General features: G+C 56.6%; 14 protein-coding genes. 3 read left to right on the top strand and 11 right to left on the bottom strand.

The annotated features are described in order from the left end of the window. Window positions 1–8 precede the first annotated feature (8 nt). From rpoN to bcp, 11 genes are all read right to left on the bottom strand, one after another. Window positions 9–1,529, bottom strand: coding sequence for an RNA polymerase factor sigma-54 (gene rpoN / locus RIB44_20110; protein MEQ8618886.1), 1,521 nt, complete (start codon window positions 1,527–1,529; stop codon window positions 9–11). Between the two features lie 337 nt (window positions 1,530–1,866). Then, a complete protein-coding gene (locus RIB44_20105; protein ID MEQ8618885.1) occupies window positions 1,867–2,241 on the bottom strand; it encodes a YbaB/EbfC family nucleoid-associated protein in 375 nt (124 codons plus the stop codon). Between the two features lie 226 nt (window positions 2,242–2,467). Then, window positions 2,468–2,926: a hypothetical protein gene (locus RIB44_20100; GenBank protein MEQ8618884.1), complete on the bottom strand. Its 459-nt coding sequence runs from the start codon at window positions 2,924–2,926 to the stop codon at window positions 2,468–2,470. Between the two features lie 102 nt (window positions 2,927–3,028). Next, window positions 3,029–3,457 carry an IS200/IS605 family transposase gene (tnpA, locus tag RIB44_20095; protein MEQ8618883.1) on the bottom strand — a complete coding sequence of 143 codons (429 nt, stop codon included), beginning with the start codon at window positions 3,455–3,457 and terminating at the stop codon, window positions 3,029–3,031. A gap of 485 nt (window positions 3,458–3,942) precedes the next feature. Further along, a complete protein-coding gene (groL, locus tag RIB44_20090; protein ID MEQ8618882.1) occupies window positions 3,943–5,562 on the bottom strand; it encodes a chaperonin GroEL in 1,620 nt (539 codons plus the stop codon). Window positions 5,563–5,704: 142 nt separating this feature from the next. Beyond that, entirely contained in the window at window positions 5,705–6,022 is a 318-nt protein-coding gene (locus tag RIB44_20085) for a co-chaperone GroES (protein ID MEQ8618881.1), read from the bottom strand. Window positions 6,023–6,362: 340 nt separating this feature from the next. Further along, on the bottom strand, window positions 6,363–7,961 hold the full coding sequence (locus tag RIB44_20080) for a S1 RNA-binding domain-containing protein (protein MEQ8618880.1): 1,599 nt from the start codon (window positions 7,959–7,961) through the stop codon (window positions 6,363–6,365). Window positions 7,962–8,144: 183 nt separating this feature from the next. After that, a complete protein-coding gene (locus RIB44_20075; protein ID MEQ8618879.1) occupies window positions 8,145–9,341 on the bottom strand; it encodes an amidohydrolase family protein in 1,197 nt (398 codons plus the stop codon). Window positions 9,342–9,433: 92 nt separating this feature from the next. Then, window positions 9,434–10,597 (bottom strand): hypothetical protein, encoded by a 1,164-nt coding sequence (locus tag RIB44_20070; protein ID MEQ8618878.1) that lies wholly within the window; start codon window positions 10,595–10,597, stop codon window positions 9,434–9,436. A 211-nt stretch (window positions 10,598–10,808) separates the two neighbouring features. Next, the gene (locus RIB44_20065; GenBank protein ID MEQ8618877.1) at window positions 10,809–11,258 is read right to left on the bottom strand and encodes a hypothetical protein; all 450 of its coding nucleotides are present in this window, start codon (window positions 11,256–11,258) and stop codon (window positions 10,809–10,811) included. A 625-nt stretch (window positions 11,259–11,883) separates the two neighbouring features. Continuing rightward, window positions 11,884–12,357 carry a thioredoxin-dependent thiol peroxidase gene (bcp, locus tag RIB44_20060; GenBank protein ID MEQ8618876.1) on the bottom strand — a complete coding sequence of 158 codons (474 nt, stop codon included), beginning with the start codon at window positions 12,355–12,357 and terminating at the stop codon, window positions 11,884–11,886. A gap of 111 nt (window positions 12,358–12,468) precedes the next feature. Here bcp and rsfS point away from each other — a divergent pair, with 111 nt between their 5' ends. The 3 genes from rsfS to RIB44_20045 all read left to right on the top strand — a co-directional run bounded on the left by rsfS (window position 12,469) and on the right by RIB44_20045 (window position 15,942). Then, window positions 12,469–12,894, top strand: a complete 426-nt coding sequence (rsfS, locus tag RIB44_20055; GenBank protein ID MEQ8618875.1) for a ribosome silencing factor — start codon at window positions 12,469–12,471, stop codon at window positions 12,892–12,894. A gap of 98 nt (window positions 12,895–12,992) precedes the next feature. Beyond that, on the top strand, window positions 12,993–14,966 hold the full coding sequence (argS, locus tag RIB44_20050) for an arginine--tRNA ligase (GenBank protein MEQ8618874.1): 1,974 nt from the start codon (window positions 12,993–12,995) through the stop codon (window positions 14,964–14,966). Between the two features lie 253 nt (window positions 14,967–15,219). Next, complete coding sequence (locus tag RIB44_20045; protein MEQ8618873.1) at window positions 15,220–15,942, top strand: hypothetical protein; 723 nt, start codon at window positions 15,220–15,222, stop codon at window positions 15,940–15,942. Window positions 15,943–15,946 lie beyond the last annotated feature (4 nt).

Here is a 15,946-nt window from a genome sequence, read left to right as displayed (position 1 = left end):
ATTGTACGCTACTTCCCAGCCTTCGACCAATCTTTCCGCTGACGACTACTAGGGATGTCCATCGCCTTCCGGTACTTCGTCACGGTACGGCGGGCGACGGTGATGCCTTCTTTGGCGAGCTCTTTCACCAAGGCATCGTCACTGAGTGGTTTGCTCTTATCTTCGTTATCGACAATCTCTTGCAACTGTTGTCTCACGCGATCCCAGGCGACTTCTTCGCCATCGGCGCCGGTGGTGCCACCAACGAAGAAACGCTTCAGCGGGAAGATACCGCGATGCGTTTGCATCCACTTGTCATCGACCGCGCGACTAACCGTGGTGACGTGCACGCCGACCTTGTCGGCGATCTGCTGCATCTTCAGCGGCTCGATGTATTCGGGACCGTCGTCGAGGAACCGTTGTTGGTGATCGACGATCGCCTGCGAGACTTTCGTCAGCGTGCTGCGGCGTTGCTCGATCGCTTCGATGATCCACTGCGCCGACATGATTTTCTTTTTGATGTAATCGACCGTTTGCTTGTCCTTGGCGGCAATTGCCTGTTGGAGCATTCGTCGGTGTGTCGGGCTGATGTAGAGCGAGGGAAGCTCGCCATCTTCCAGCCGTACCGTGTATCCGCCCCCTTCTTTACGATCGATGAATACATCCGGGGTGACCGCGGCCACGGTTGAAGAATTGAACTCCGCCCCAGGCTTCGGCTTGAGAGTCTTGAGGTCTTCCCACGCTTCGTTGATCGTTTCCAGGTCGAAGCCGGTCTTCTTTTGAATCAACGGCAGGCGGTTATTCTCGAGGTCTTCCAAGTGATTCTCAATGAGTACCTGCAGCTCTTCGAAGAATAACAACCCAGGCGTGAGTTGCAGCAGTAAGCACTCTTTCAAGCTCCGTGCGCCCACGCCCGGCGGGTCGAGTCGCTGCACTGTGGCGAGTGCCTCCTCGGCAAGCTTGAGCTGTTCCTCGCGCCATTTCTCGGCCGCACCGTTGAGCTCGCTTGGCGCGGGAGGCAGCAAGTCTTCCAGCGGCGACTTTAGGTAGCCGTTGGAATCGAGGTTGTAGATGATCCGTTCGCAGAAGCGGGTATGTTCTTCGTCGAGATCGTACCAACTGAGTTGGTGCTCAAGGTAATCGTGCAGCGATTCGGGTCGCGCGACCATGTTCGCCATTTGGTCGTGGCGCCGGTCTCCCTCAGCTTCAATCTCCCCGCGCGAAGGGCCGGTCCGTTCTTCGTAAACGTCCGGCATGTTCTCGACCATGTTTTCCAGACGCTCGAAGTCGTCCTGGTTGTTATGGTCTTCGTCGACGACCAGTTCCTTCTCGCCATCAGCCGGCGCATCGGGGCTGACCTTTTCGTCCGTGTCGTACTCATCGCCCGTGGGCTCGATCTGATCGAGCACGGGGTTGTCTTCCATCTCCTGCTCGATGCGTTCTTGCAGAGCAAGGATCGGCAGTTGCAGAATCTCCATCGATTGAATCATCCGCGGTGCAAGCACCTGCTTCTGAGACATCTGCATGCTTTGGCCGAGGGAGAGTCGCATCCGAAATCAGTTCCGTTTGAGCTGGCTTGTATTGTTTGAGTGTTAACGTTGGAGCAAACCGCTTGGTTCGCCGTTGGAGCGGATCATTAACATAACGAGGCCGCCTGTCGAAGATCAAACAGGCTCGCTTGCTACTTGCCGCGACAGGGTTGTCGCGCAGAAGCCCCTTGTTTTTCCTATCAGCCCCAATCGAATTCTACCCCGAAAAGCAGGTTTAAGCCTAGAAAAACCGGGCCATGAAACAGCTATCTTTATGGCGAGAAGGGATTTTACCTAGTCTCACACCTAAGCATTTTTCTGCCGAGAAGAGCTTTTTCGGGGCTTAGCTCAGAGAGACTTAGCTCTGTTGCGGGTCCTCACCGCCGAGAGAGCCCAGGGCGTCCCCCAAGCCGGGGATGTTCATCCCGCCGGTCAGCTCCTGCATCATCTCCGCGTGAAGCTGCTTTGCCTTCTGTTGGGCCGCATTGATGGCCGCCGGGATGAGGTCTTCGATCAATTCCTTGTCCTGTTTCTCGATCAGCGAAGGGTCGATCCGCACGGCAAGCACTTCCCCCACGCCGTTGGCCTCGACTTCGATCATCCCCCCGCCGGAGTTGCCAGTCACCCGCTTGGTTTTGAGCTGTTCACCCATCTCCTGCATCTTGCCGCCCATCTCTTGGGCCTGTTTGAGCATCCCCGGCAAGTTGGCGAGATTTCCAAGTCCTTTAAGCATATCCCTCTCCTCGATCGCAATCAGTTAGATGTCCTGCTCGCATTGTATCGGGTTTCTCTCAGTTTGGAGAGGCAATCCGTAATTTGGGCCACGGATTGCACGGATGACACGGATTTTTTGAGAGCGGAGTCAGACTTGCCCGCCAATATGATCCGTGTCATCCGTAATATCTGTGGCTAAAAAAGTTGTGGGCCACATCAGTTTCGCGCAGAGACAGCAGCGGCAATCAGAAGTCGTCGATCAGCACGAAAAACGATAGCCCGCGTTCGCGACGCACGGCCTGGTCAGCGTACTCGCCGAGTTCCTCGGTGAAGTAGGGGACCAGTTTCTCCTCGAACTCCGTGGGGATCAGGTCGACCGTGATGCCCTCTTCATCTCGGTCGCCCATGAACAGTGGTTTCTTTTCGTCCATGAAATCTTTGCGCATTAGGCTATGCACTTGGAAATCGATGCACAGAGCCGCCTGCTCGCGAAACGCTTCAACGACGCTCTCAGTCGACGCTTGCTCGTCGGGTGCCTTGCGTCCCTCTGGCGGCGCGAAGTGCGTCTTGATCTTCATCAACTCGCCCGTGAACGGGTTCTTCATCTCCACCTCCTTGGGCTCAGGCAGAGAGGGCGTCCAGGTTGAGCAAACCTCGCGGACGGTGGGCTCGTCGGTGAGGATGAGGTGGCCGAATTGGGACATGGGGAGGCTCCTGCGAGAAAAGACTGGCCTAAAATTTGAAATGTTATTAGCCCCGGCATTTATGCCGGGGTCCAGTTCGATAGCGGCACCAAATAGGCCCGTTTACGGGTCTTCTCGCTGCTCAATTGTTTCCAACCGCTGATGAATACTACCCACGCGATGATGTTCGCGCTGGTTGCGAATATACTTGATCACCCAAGGCAAATCACGCTTGCCAAAACTCACTACCCCGTAGCCTGCCTGCCACTGAATAACTTTGCGACCGAGCTTTTGATTCGCGTCATGCCCCGAACCACCTTTCAGCTGACCAATGAAATTGCTTACCAGGATCGTCGGTGCGATGGTAACGGCGAGGTGAACGTGATCGTTGATTCCGCCGATCTCATGAATGAACGCGTCGGGCGTGTCGATCACTCGTTGACGGATGCACTGATGAGTTGCTTTCTCGACTTCGTTGATCAGGGCTGGTTGACTTTCCTTGGTGTGCCAAACGATGTGCAGGTTGATTTCGCTGTAGTAGTTGCGCGACATGATTGGCTCAAGCGTGAACAAAGATAAGACCCGTGAGCGGGGCTAGCGAACTGTTAGTCGATAGAATACCCCGGCATAAATGCCGGGGCTAACAATTTTCTCGGGAATACTGATCCACGAGCCATGAGGCACAAACCACATACTAGATTAATAGCCCCGGCGTGAACGTGGATCCGAGAGCATCGACCGAGCAGAGAACGTCGACTGCGGGCGGCGTATTGCCGAGGTCGCCCACGAACCTAGACAAAACGAGGCCGCGGCTAGATTTCGGTCTCGATAAAACGCCGCCGGTACGCTGAACTTTCCGCTCGAACGACTGGATTTCCAGCTTGCCTCCCCGGCGTAAACGCCGGGGCTAATAATTTGCCACGAAGCTATTTCGCCTAGAACATCTCTACCCTACACAAAAAAGCCCCGACCTTGCGGCCGGGGCTTCGGAGACGTTCAGCTTTTATAGCCTGCGGCTACGCCGCGAGCGGCGTTTCTCAATACATGTCATCCATGCCAGGGGCACCGGCACCCTTCTTATCCTTCTTTGGGGCTTCGGCGATTAGGGCGTCGCTGGTGAGCAGCAGCGTGGCGACGCTGGCGGCGTTTTGCAGGGCCGTGCGGGTGACCTTCATCGGGTCGATCACGCCGGCTTTCACCAGGTCTTCGTACTCGTCGGTCGCGGCGTTGTAGCCGTTGTTGCCTTTGCTCTCGACGACCTTCTCGCAGACGATGCCGCCATCTTGGCCGGCGTTGTTGGCGATGCTGGTCAGCGGGGCACGGCAGGCACGCAGGACGATGTTATAGCCGACCTCTTGGTCGTGCTGCAGGTCGGCGGGCTTGGCCTTGCTGCTGGCACGCAGCAGAGCGACGCCACCGCCCGGGAGGATGCCCTCTTCGACGGCTGCACGGGTGGCGTGCAAGGCGTCTTCTACGCGGGCCTTCTTCTCCTTCATTTCGCTTTCAGTCGCGGCACCGACGTTCACCTTAGCGACACCGCCGGCGAGCTTCGCGAGTCGCTCTTCCAGCTTCTCCTTGTCGTAGTCGCTGGTGGCGTTCTCGATCTCGCGACGGATCTGGTCGATGCGTCCCTTGATGTCGGAGCTCTTGCCGGCACCTTCGATGATGGTGGTGTTGTCCTTGTCGACGATCACCTTCTTCGCACGGCCTAGCTCACCAACGCCGATGCTTTCGAGCTTGATGCCGAGATCTTCGAAGATCGCCTGACCGCCGGTGAGCGTGGCAATGTCTTCGAGCATCGCCTTGCGACGATCACCAAAGCCAGGAGCCTTAACCGCACAGACGTTGAACGTACCGCGGAGACGGTTGATGACCAAAGTCGCCAGGGCTTCGCCTTCGATGTCTTCGGCAACGATCAGGAGGGGCTTACCCGACTGAACGACCGCTTCCAGGCAAGGGACGAGGTCCTTCACATTGGAAATCTTCTTCTCATGGATCAGCACGTAGCAATCTTCGAGCACGGCTTCCATCGAAGTTTGGTCGGTGACGAAGTACGGCGAGAGGTAGCCGCGGTCGAACTGCATACCTTCGACCCACTCGACCTCGGTGGCGAGCGACTTACCTTCGTCGACGGTGATCACGCCGTCCTTGCCAACCTTTTCCATCGCTTGAGAGAGCATCTCGCCGATTTCGTTGTCGCCATTCGAGGCGACCGTACCGACCTGAGCCATCTCTTCGGTGCTCTTGATCTTGATCGACATCTTCTTGAGCTCTGCGGTGATGTCCTCGACCGCTTGCTCGATGCCTTGCTTCATTTGCACGGGGTTCACACCGGCGACCACTGCACGCAAGCCTTCGTTGAAGATCGCTTCCGCCATGACGGTCGCGGTGGTGGTGCCGTCACCGGCAACGTCGGAAGTCTTGCTGGCGACTTCCTTGACCATCTGGGCACCCATGTTTTCGTAGGTGTCTTCCAGTTCGATCTCCTTGGCGACCGAAACGCCGTCCTTGGTGACCGTCGGCGAGCCGAAGCTCTTCTGCAAAATCACGTTGCGACCCTTGGGGCCGAGCGTAACCTTGACGGCACGGGCGAGTTTCTGAACGCCACGACGCATCGCGTCGCGAGCTTCTTGATCAAAGGCAATCATCTTGGCCATGGTGGTGGCTCCTGTTTGTTGGAATGTGTTTTGGTGTCGTTGGCTTATTTAAGTCAGCCGCAGCCTAACAGGCTGCCGGGAGCTGCGAGAGAGGCTCCGGCAACCAAGTTTGGTTGCGGCTGCCTTGATCTCGCGTCATGAGTTACTCAATCACAGCAAGAATATCGCTCTCGCTCATCAGCAGGAACTCGTCGTCGTCGACGGTGATCGTCTCGGGGGCGTAGCTGGTAAAGAGAACGCGGTCGCCCTTCTTCACTTGCAGCGAGCCACGGCTACCGTCGTCGAGCAGCTTACCAGTGCCCACGGCGACGATTGTGCCACGGCTTGGCTTGTCCTTGGCAGAATCCGGTAGGACGATGCCTCCGGCGGTGGTGTCGAGCGACTCATCGCGTTCGACAACAACTTTGTCTCCGAGAGGCTGGAGAGCGACTTTGCTCTTCTTTTTCGTGGCAGCGGCCATGGGCGGGGAGTCTCCTGTTAAAGGTTGCTGTTGGCTATCAGCGAATTTGCTGTCGGCTCCGCTAGCCGCGGTTCTACGAACCGCCGGAGCGTAAGAGTTATTTGAAGAGAGATAGAAAAGCAATCAGCGCGCCAAAGGGCCTCAATTCCTGCAAACTGCCATGAGATAAGCAATTACGTGAAATCGCTCTGTGATGGGCGACTGCCAAAATGGTCTGCCCTTGGCTCGCAGGCGGAAAAGACGATGGAAAAGGGTGCCAATTTGGCATGTAGCTCAGGCTTCCAGGCCTGAGTGGCAAACACTTTCCAATTCAACTCAGGCCTGGAGGCCCGAGCTACGGTTACCACTTCAACCCAAACTGCTCGCCGCCGCTGGGGCCGCCGATGCCGCCCTTGAGATTGGGGTCGTGCTTCTTTTTCTTACGCGGCCGCTTATCGGCCTCGTCCATGGCGGCTTCAACCTGCTGCTCCTTCTCGCTTTTGGGCTTCTCCGGCTTGGGCATGAGCGCCTTGAGCGAAAGGCCGATCTTCTGGGCGTCGGCATCGACCGAGAGGACCTGCACTTCGACCTCTTGGCCTTCGCTGAGGACATCGCTCACACGATGAACCCGCCCGTGGCCGAGTTCGGAGATGTGTATCAGCCCTTCAACACCCGGCTGCAATTTCACGAAGGCGCCGAACTGCATCAGCTTGGTAACGGCCCCCTTCACTTTAGAGCCGATGCCGTACTTGGTGCTGACGTCGCTCCAAGGGTTGTCGCCTGCTTCGCGGTAGCTGAGGGCGATTTTGCCGGTCTCCTGATTGACCTTCTCGACCTTCACCTTGATCTTCTCACCCACTTGGAGGACTTCGCTGGGATGGCCGATGCGGTCCCAACTGAGTTGGCTTACGTGAACGAGCCCGTCGGCTCCGCCCAGGTCAACAAACGCGCCGAAATCTTGCAGACTGCGAACCACGCCTTCGCGGATTTGTCCGGGAGCGATCTCGGCGAGCAGCTTTTCTTTTTGCTCTTTGCGTTCACGTTCCATCAACGCGCGATGGCTAAGAACCAAGTTCTTCCGCTTACGGCTGACTTCGCTGATGACGCAGGTGAGTTTCTTACCGACGTAATCTTCGGCATTCTCGACACGGTAGATCGAAATCTGTCCCATCGGAATGAAGCCGCGGATGCCGCTGACTTTGCATTCGAGGCCCCCCTTGTTTGCTTTGTCGACGACCACGTCAACGATTTGCCCTTCGGAAACCGCATCCCAATCGCCCACTTCGACCGCTGCGGTGGCGAGCGACATCTCGTAGAGGCCCTGCTCTGCGTCGAATTTGCTGACGATCGCTTCGAGTTGGCTGCCCGGTTCAGGCAACTCGCGTTTGCCCTCGGCGTCTGCTTTGAACTGTTTGACTTGAATAACGCCTTGGTGGCGCGTGCCGGGGACTTCAAGGAACAGGTCTTCGCCGGAAACTTTCGCAACCTTCCCTTTGACCTTCGTGCCTGCCGCAAGTTCTTCGGTCGCATCGGTTGAGCCGTCGCCAAGGATAGCGTCCATTGAGTCGCCACCCATGGCGGCTTCGAGTTCGGCTTCCATTTCGGGCGAGAGTTTGTCTCGCACATTGGGCGGCGGGAAGCTCTTGCGCTGATCTTCTGTGCTTGGCGTCCCTTCGGAAACCTTCGTCACCGGATTAGGCTTGGCATCAGCAGCCGACTGTCCTTCGCGCTGCGAGCCTATTTTTATCTCACGCTTTGGTGCTGATTGTTCAGCCGGAGTTGCGTCGGCTTGCTCTGATGCCTCGGCCGGCGGAGCTTCCGTTGGCGGAGAATCCTGCTCTGGATTCACCGCGGCTTGTGTCGAGTCTTCAGCGGTTGACTCGCTGGCGGGCGAGGATGTCTCAGCAGGCGTCGCTTCAGTGGTCTCTTCGGCGGACTTCGTTTCAGATTCGACAGACATGAGAAATCAGAATAGAGAGGCTCGTTTGCTGTGGCAGGGCGCACGCTCGGCGCACAAACTGCAAAGTCTACCAGCGAGGGTGGCTGCGATGCAACAAGGTGCATGTAGCTCGGCCCTCCAGGGCTGAGCAGAGGCCCCTACATTCCAATCAGAATTGCATACGTCTTCAAATTACAGCCAACGCTACTCAGGCCTGGAGGCCCGAGCTACTTTGAGCCGATCCGCTACACCTGGTATCACCCTCTCAGCATTCTCAAAATAGACCTTTCTCAGCACCTCATCAGGCAAATCGAGTCCATAAATGTTCCAAATCCCCTGCGGCGGATATTGCCCTTCAGCATAGGTAAAATACTCGTGATCGGTCTCCAGCATCCGCCAATGCGGATGCAATCTCCCAGCAGGCCGCGGCCCGTCGGTGCCGAACATGATGCGATCCTGATATTTCAGGAAAAACTTTCTCGCGCTGCGGGGTTGGCGGCCGAGTTCCGCAATCCGGGCGGCAATCTCGACCACCAGATTTGGGTACGCATCCAGCCATTCGCCTACCTTCGCTAAGTTCTCTGGATAGTTGGCGACGTGGGCGCCGATGAAAGTCGTTTTCTGATGGCGAGCGATCACCCGGTTGCGCGCTTCCAGCAATTCATCATGCCCCGGACCATCGTAATTGTTTGGTGGGCCCCCAGCGAAGCTCCAGTCCGGGTGGCGGTTGAGTTCCTCCCAGCGCTCGTTCGTTGCATCAATCGGCTCAAAGAATGCCACGGGGTCAGCGGTGTGAATGATGACCGGAAGACCGAGTTCGCCACACGCCTCCCAAATCGGATCCCAACGCGGATCGTCTACCGCCATGTAGGAGCCATCAGGGTTGCGATAGTAAAGACCTAGCATCTTATGGATTTTCAAGCCAGCAGCGCCACGTTCTTTGGCGTCGGCCAGTGCAAGTGCCATACGGCGGCCAAAGTCGGGGCGGTGGCAATCCCACGTCGCGGGCTCCTCTCGCGTGCCGTTGCCGATCCAATCGATGTTTGCGAAGATCACAAAACGGTTGGGGTAACGCTGCTGCAAAAACTGCTTGTGTTCCTCAAACTTTTCGCCAAGCCCACCGTCGAGCGATACACACACGGCAATGTTCTGTGCATCCATCAAGCGGACGAACTCATCGACGACCTCCGGCGACTGCCGCATCTTCAGCCGGCAATGGACATGCACGTCGACGACCGGAAACTTAGCACGCCGGACGGTTTCCTGCGGCAAGACGAGTTGCGACTGCGGGCGAAATCGGTCGAGCGCCAAGTCACGGCCCTCGCGACCGTCGAGAGTTTCTTCGGCGTTGAGTAGCGGGGCGAAGCTTACCAGCACCGCAAAAAGGAAGGTCTCACGCATAGACGCAGAGGCGCGGGGGTTCGGTGACCAACTTGCACTCTGCGTCTTTGCGTCTCTGCGCGAGACATCTTCTTGATCTGGGCTTGAAAGCATTACTTCTGCTTCGCGTCCTCAACTTGGAAAGGACCGCCGCCTGGATTGACAGTCTTACGAGGCAATGAGGGACTGAAAAACACGCTGGTACCACCACCGCTAGTCTTAATGTAATCGAGTTGCTTGAGCGTCCCTTCCACCTGCCTGAGTACCGCTGGGATGTGGCGAGCGATTACACGGTCGGGCAACACGGCAAGGAACGTGTCGTCTTCATCGATGTTCTCCTGCTCCCACCCGACGGAGATTGCGATCGCTTCATGAAGTACCTCGCGCCCCTGCTCGGGGTCGTCGCCCCAGACGTTTTGGATGCGGAAAGCCTTGGTGCGGACCGCGTTAGATGGCTCCTCAGCAGCGACCGGTCTGTCGGCTTCGATGGCTGCTTTCACCTCACGCATGGTAGAAAACAATGTCTCGATCTGTTGATGGATGCGACGAGTTTGCGTGATGACTAACATCCCTGGGGAATACGGCTGAACTTCCCCATCACCAGTGCCGTTTTCCATCCAAGAGTCGTGTTCCACCGAAGAAACGAGTATGTCGATGAGGGAATCAAAATCAAGTTCGCCAGTCGAAGGAACCCAGATCAGATCGTCCACGCGATAGACGCGCACCTCCAGTCGCTGCATTGCTTCGTCTTCGCTGGTAATCAGCAGCACCTCATTGTCGACCATATAAGTGAGATCCTCGACTTGCCGAAGCATGATCTCGAAGGCCGTTCGTAGGGAAACCTCTCTAAGATTCGTCGTTACTTCGGTCTCGACCGAGATGGCTAAAGCTTCAAGAGCTTGAAGATCAAACACAATGGGGATGTTATAGTCGTCGGAAATCCTCATCAGGATCTGGTTCAGTGGAATTTCTATAAAGTCGAGCGGTGTCTTCAGCGGCTGATCGAGGGCAGCATCGATACGCTCGTTCGCCTTTCGCATCGCGGGTGATTGGGTCACCATGCCGCGGGAAGAGGTCGCTGGGGGATTGGTCGACTCAGCACGTGCTGCGTCGTAAACTCGCTTCATCTCATCTCGATTCGCCGCCCGCTCGATCTCGACGGCGGACTCGTCGAACAGATCATTCTCTTGAGCGACAGAATTGCTTGCTGACAGAAGCAGCGCACACACAAACCCAAACTTCCAATCACAGTTTCGTAAGACAGAGCCCCTGAACATCCGATGCCTCCTTGGGTTCAAATCGAGAACCCGAAAAGCGTGTCCTCCCCGCGAGAGAAGTGGCAAGTCACGTTCCGGTTGCAACTTGCCGACGGAGCTTCAGTGTAAGCGGTGGCTGAGGGCCTTGTCAAAATTTAAGGAGGCCTAGAGTGTTGCTAGCCTGCGCCTGCGCCTCGCACAGATTCCCCTCGCACGGCTAAGCCGCAAGCGGCTAACCCACAAAACGTCCGCCGCTCGTGTAGCGGCCACCGGGCAGGTAGCGGCACCAGGAGAGGTCAACTTCGGCGTTGAGCTTGCCGAAGCGAGAATCGTCGAAGACGAGCTTCGCTCGCCGACCTTTGATGGGACGGGGATGATCGAACGTTAAGCCTCGCTCGTTGAAGTCGCGAAGCTCAACTTCGCGCGGAGGGCAGGGCTCACCGGCAGCATTCAGCGGAATGATCTGTGCCTTCAGCGGAAGTGCCCCGCTGGAGCTCGACTTTGAGCGGAGAAACTCACGTACCCGTTCCAGGAGTATGGCGGCTTCAGTACGTGCTGAGCCAGCACGGAGAGATAGGGTATCGAGAGATTGAGAGGCGATCATTGTGAGGGCGAGAGTGTCGAGGCGGGATTGCTTATCAAGTTCGGATTGGTAGCTCAATCGCATAGACAAGGCTCGCATCACAGGGTTCGTGGGTACTCAAGGGTGAATGCCCTGAGGATCGCGAAAAAGCCCAGCGAGCCCGTCGGCGGAGGGAGGGGAAGTCGCCGACGGGTCGCTAGGTGGATGCTGATCTTGCCTGCATTACCCTCAAAAGCACGGAAACTAATGAAGGTTTGCGGGGATTCGGAGAAATCCTTATTGCGGCTAAACGTGAGGTCTACAGGATGCTACGCAGGGCGGGAGGGTTCGGTTCGCCCTGCAAGGAATCGAGTGACTCACATCGCCTTAGCAGGTTCAATCAGCACATGATCAAACCTACCCGAATCGCGGTGGACCGCAAACATGAGTTTCTAATTCCCTGGAAAAACTGCAAAGCAAACTTCGCGCCAATCGGATTTGCAGTCAAAGTTTCGCCAGGAAATGCTGGCAAGCGTGACTTGGCCGAATAGCGAGAGCCGCTCGCTAGCATAAGTCAGGGCAGTGCGTGCCGATTTTGCGTGCATGCTCAGGCAGCCGCAGGCTAACAGCCTGCCGGAGCACAAGGGCAGGATCGCCTTAGAGCAACTCCCCGGCAGCCGCCATAACTTAAGATGCTGGGGCTGCGGCTACCGGGGAATCGCGGCTCCGGCTGCCTACGTTTTCGCTATTCCAGCTCCTTTATCGCCTCAATCACCTGCTCGTCGTGGCCATCAACCTTCACTCGCTTCCACACCTTCGCGATCTTGCCATCGGCATCGATCAGGTAGGTGCTGCGTTGGATGCCCATCGACTTCTTGCCGTACATGTTTTTTTCACGCCAGGCCCCGTATTTCTCGGCGATTTTGTGATCTTTGTCGGCCAACAGAGGGAAATTTAGCTTGTACTTGTCGCGGAATTTGCCGTGGCTCTCGACATCGTCGGGGCTGACTCCCAGGACCACGGCGCCAAGCTTTTTCATCTCTTTCTGACGGTCGCGAAAGGCACAGGCCTCTTTCGTGCATCCAGGGGTGTCGTCCTTGGGATAGAAGTAGAACACAACCGGGCTGCCTTTGAGATCTGCCAAGCGAACCTTGCTGCCATCATCGGCGGTCAGAGTAAACGCCGGGGCTTTTTTGCCCGGTTCCAGCCAATCTCCCATATCGAAAACCTCACTTTCTGAATGCTGATAATTGCGATTCCCACGGCTTCTGAGCCCTCGTCGGTTGGGGGCTCTAGGGGTAGAATCTGCCGTTTGACGCGTCTTTGAACAATGAATACTGAGAATGCGAGACCTGCCATCGTAGAATCGAGCAGCCCCAACACGCCGCTTCCCGATGATGAAGCCTCAAGCCGCAGTTTGCAACTGGCCATGGCCGCTGCGCAGACCGCGGCGGACAACCGTGGCGAGGATATTGTGATCCTCGACATGCGCGAGATCACGCCCGTCTTCGATTACTTCGTGCTGGCCACCGGCAAAAGCCGCCGCCAGTTGCACGCGATGAGCGAAGAAATCGACCACAAGCTCGAGGACGATCTCAAAGACAAGCGAATGGGCATCGAAGGTTACAACGAAAGCCGTTGGATCTTGCTCGACTACGGCAACGTCGTGATTCATCTGTTCGATGAAGAAACACGGGAGTTTTACGCGCTTGAGGATTTTTGGAACGGGGCGACGCGGGTACCGTTTGGGGATTAAAGCTATCGGCTGTCAGCTTTCAGCCGTCAGCTTTTCGATTCTGAACAATTTGTATTTTCTAGGCTGAAAGCTGATGGCTGACGGCTGACAGCTACTCAATGAATCTTCTCGCCGAACTTCGCAGCCGCTTTTCGCAGACACTTGAAGCGTTCGACGCGCCAGAACTGGCCGAAATGGTCCTCCCCAGCCAGGACCCCAAATTTGGCGACTATCAGGCGAACTGCGCCATGCCGTTGGGCAAGCGATTGGGTCGTCCGCCGCGTGAAGTTGCGACTGAGTTGGTTGAGAAGCTCGACCTTGCTGATCTGTGTGAAACCCCGGAGATCGCTGGGCCCGGGTTTATCAACCTGCGAGTGAAGGACGAGCGTATTGTCCAACTTGCGGAAGAAGCGCTCACCGACGAAGACCGTCTAGGCGTCGCCAAGGCTGCCCAGCCCCGAACGATCGTACTCGATTACTCGTCACCGAATGTCGCCAAGCCGATGCACGTGGGGCATATTCGTTCGACCGTCATCGGCGATGCTCTGGCTAGCGTCCTCAGGTTGCTGGGCCATCGGGTCATCACCGACAACCACATCGGTGACTGGGGCACCCAGTTCGGGATGATCCTGTACGGTTATAAACACTTCGGCGACGAGAAGAAGCTCGCTGAGACGCCCGTGGCTGAGCTCTCGCGACTTTACCGTTTCGTGAATTCCCTGGTTGAATATCACGTCCTGAAGACCAAGAAGATTCCCGCGGCCGAACAGGCCCGCGACCAGCAGAAGATTGTCGTCGAGAATCTCGAAGACACGCCACTACCTGACGATGAGAAAGCGAAGAAGAAGGCTGCCAAGAAGCTGCGTCAGGCAAAGGGTCTACTTGATGAGCGACGAGGCGAACTGATCGGGTTGCAAGAGAAACTGGTCGAAGCGGAGCACGACGACCAACTGATTGCTGTCGCCAAAGAGCATGCGGACATCGGTCAGAAAGTGCTCGCCGAAACGGCCGCCTTGCACGCTGGTGATAGAGAGAATCTTGAGCTCTGGGAACGCTTCCTCCCGGCGTGCCTTGCTGAAATGGATAGCATCTACGAGCGGCTCGGAGTGAAGTTTGATCACACGCTCGGGGAGAGCTTCTACCACGATCGCCTGGCTGACACGGTCGCCAGTCTCGAATCGCAGGACCTTGTCACACTGAGCGACGGGGCGAAGTGTATCTTTCTCGAAGGGTACGATGCACCGTTCATTGTGCAGAAGCGGGATGGGGCGTACCTCTACGCCACGACGGATCTCGCTACGATCAAGTACCGCGTCGAAGAGTGGCAGCCCGAGGCGATTCTTTACGTCGTGGACCATCGCCAGTCGTTCCACTTCGAGCAACTCTTCGCCACGACCCGACATTGGAACGACTACAAAGACCTAGAGCTTCAGCACATTAGCTTCGGCACCGTGCTTGGCGAAGACGGCAAGCCTTACAAGACACGCTCGGGGACTGCTGTCGGCTTGAGTGGCTTGCTCGACGAAGCGGTTAAGCGCGCCTACAGAATCGTCAGCGAAAACGACGACGCACGCTCTGAGCCACTGCTCTCAGAAGCCGAACGCCGCACCGTCGCAGAACGGGTCGGCATCGGGGCGATCAAGTACGCTGACCTCGCACATAATCGTACGAGCGACTACGTCTTCAGTTACGACAAGATGCTCGCCATGAACGGCAACACCGCCGCCTACATGCAGTACAGCTACGCCCGAGTGAGCAGCATTTTCGGCAAAGCGGGCGTTGATCGCGAAGCGCTGCGTCAGAGCAATCCGGAGATCAAACTCGAAAGTCCGCAAGAACGCGCCTTGGCGCTTTCCTTACTGCAATTCAGTGAAGCGCTCGCGCGTGTCGCCAGTGACTATCGCCCCAATCATCTGACGGCTTACCTATTTGACTTGGCAAGCAAGTACTCCGTCTTCTTCAACGATTGCCCCGTGCTCAAAGCTGAAAGCGACAAACTGCGAAACAGTCGATTAGCCTTATGTGATCTGACGGCGCGAACCCTCGCGTGTGGGCTTGATTTGCTCGGGATTGAAGTCGTCGAGCGGATGTAACCGTGTTTCGCCGCGGTGCTTGCTCCGCGATAGCCTCAACAAAGCGCGGAGCGAGCTCAGCGGCGAAACTGTGTCCTCGAAACGGTGTTCTCGAAATTGGGACAATCGGTACAACCGCTCTAGTCAATATTCCTGCTCGTTAAGGGCGATTCTCGCTCCGTAAATCCGCCTCGCAAATTGACGCCCCAGAGCGCAACGTCATACTGAATGTTTCTCTTGGATTCCTTTCTATTCCTCAGCAACGCATCGATTCATGTCTGATTCCACAACCGTTCGTGCCGAACGCGACGCAAAATACTACCGACGCTTCTGGTACATGATTATCGGAGCGACGATCTTTCTAGTACTCTGCTTGAAGGACGGATTCATCAGCTACCCGGCTGAACTCGAGCGTCAGGAGGCCTTCTTTGCGTTGCAGGAACGAGAACAAGAAGCCAAGAAGAAGGGCGAGAAACTGGGGCTTCGCGAAGAGTGGGAAGAAATGGCCGCTGAAAAAGGCTGGTCCACGGAAGCTCCCGATGTCGAGCACCGCATGTCTCAAGGAAGCATCAATGTGCAATTCATCATGGCGGGTATCTGCGGTGTGATTGTCGCGGGCCTGCTTTTTCACATAGTCAGATCGCTTGGCACATGGATCGAAGGCAATGGCAGCTCGATCACGTCAAGCTGGGGACAAACCGTTCCGTTCGATCAGGTGACGCAGCTCGACAAAAAGAAGTGGAAGAACAAGGGCATCGCCAAAGTGCAGTACACGGACAACGGCAAGAAGAAAACGTTCGTGATCGACGACTTCAAGTTCCTCCGCGAACCCACCGGTGACATCCTCCGACAGCTTGAGGGCAGCATTGATCACGGGAAGATCGTCAACGGCAAGCCGGAGCCACCGAAACAGGCGAAGGGTGATACCGAAGAGCAGCCAGCGGAAGAATCGGCGACAGAGGTCCAGGCTGAGGAATCGACAGCCAGTAGCCAATAGTTGA

This window comes from Lacipirellulaceae bacterium, from assembly GCA_040218535.1.
Classification (GTDB): Bacteria; Planctomycetota; Planctomycetia; order Pirellulales; family Lacipirellulaceae; genus Adhaeretor.
The sequence above is the reverse complement of the archived record's forward strand: the minus strand, read 5'-3'. Positions and strand labels throughout refer to the sequence as shown.

Excerpts from the sequence above, each read along its gene's own strand:
- argS (MEQ8618874.1), top strand. The coding sequence starts at position 12,993 with ATGAATCTTCTCGCCGAACTTCGCAGCCGCTTTTCGCAGACACTTGAA.
- bcp (MEQ8618876.1), bottom strand. The coding sequence starts at position 12,357 with ATGGGAGATTGGCTGGAACCGGGCAAAAAAGCCCCGGCGTTTACTCTG.
- RIB44_20085 (MEQ8618881.1), bottom strand. The coding sequence starts at position 6,022 with ATGGCCGCTGCCACGAAAAAGAAGAGCAAAGTCGCTCTCCAGCCTCTC.
- RIB44_20100 (MEQ8618884.1), bottom strand. The coding sequence starts at position 2,926 with ATGTCCCAATTCGGCCACCTCATCCTCACCGACGAGCCCACCGTCCGC.
- RIB44_20070 (MEQ8618878.1), bottom strand. The coding sequence starts at position 10,597 with ATGTTCAGGGGCTCTGTCTTACGAAACTGTGATTGGAAGTTTGGGTTT.
- rpoN (MEQ8618886.1), bottom strand. The coding sequence starts at position 1,529 with ATGCGACTCTCCCTCGGCCAAAGCATGCAGATGTCTCAGAAGCAGGTG.
- RIB44_20045 (MEQ8618873.1), top strand. The coding sequence starts at position 15,220 with ATGTCTGATTCCACAACCGTTCGTGCCGAACGCGACGCAAAATACTAC.
- RIB44_20075 (MEQ8618879.1), bottom strand. The coding sequence starts at position 9,341 with ATGCGTGAGACCTTCCTTTTTGCGGTGCTGGTAAGCTTCGCCCCGCTA.
- rsfS (MEQ8618875.1), top strand. The coding sequence starts at position 12,469 with ATGAATACTGAGAATGCGAGACCTGCCATCGTAGAATCGAGCAGCCCC.
- tnpA (MEQ8618883.1), bottom strand. The coding sequence starts at position 3,457 with ATGTCGCGCAACTACTACAGCGAAATCAACCTGCACATCGTTTGGCAC.
- RIB44_20105 (MEQ8618885.1), bottom strand. The coding sequence starts at position 2,241 with ATGCTTAAAGGACTTGGAAATCTCGCCAACTTGCCGGGGATGCTCAAA.
- RIB44_20065 (MEQ8618877.1), bottom strand. The coding sequence starts at position 11,258 with ATGCGAGCCTTGTCTATGCGATTGAGCTACCAATCCGAACTTGATAAG.
- groL (MEQ8618882.1), bottom strand. The coding sequence starts at position 5,562 with ATGGCCAAGATGATTGCCTTTGATCAAGAAGCTCGCGACGCGATGCGT.
- RIB44_20080 (MEQ8618880.1), bottom strand. The coding sequence starts at position 7,961 with ATGTCTGTCGAATCTGAAACGAAGTCCGCCGAAGAGACCACTGAAGCG.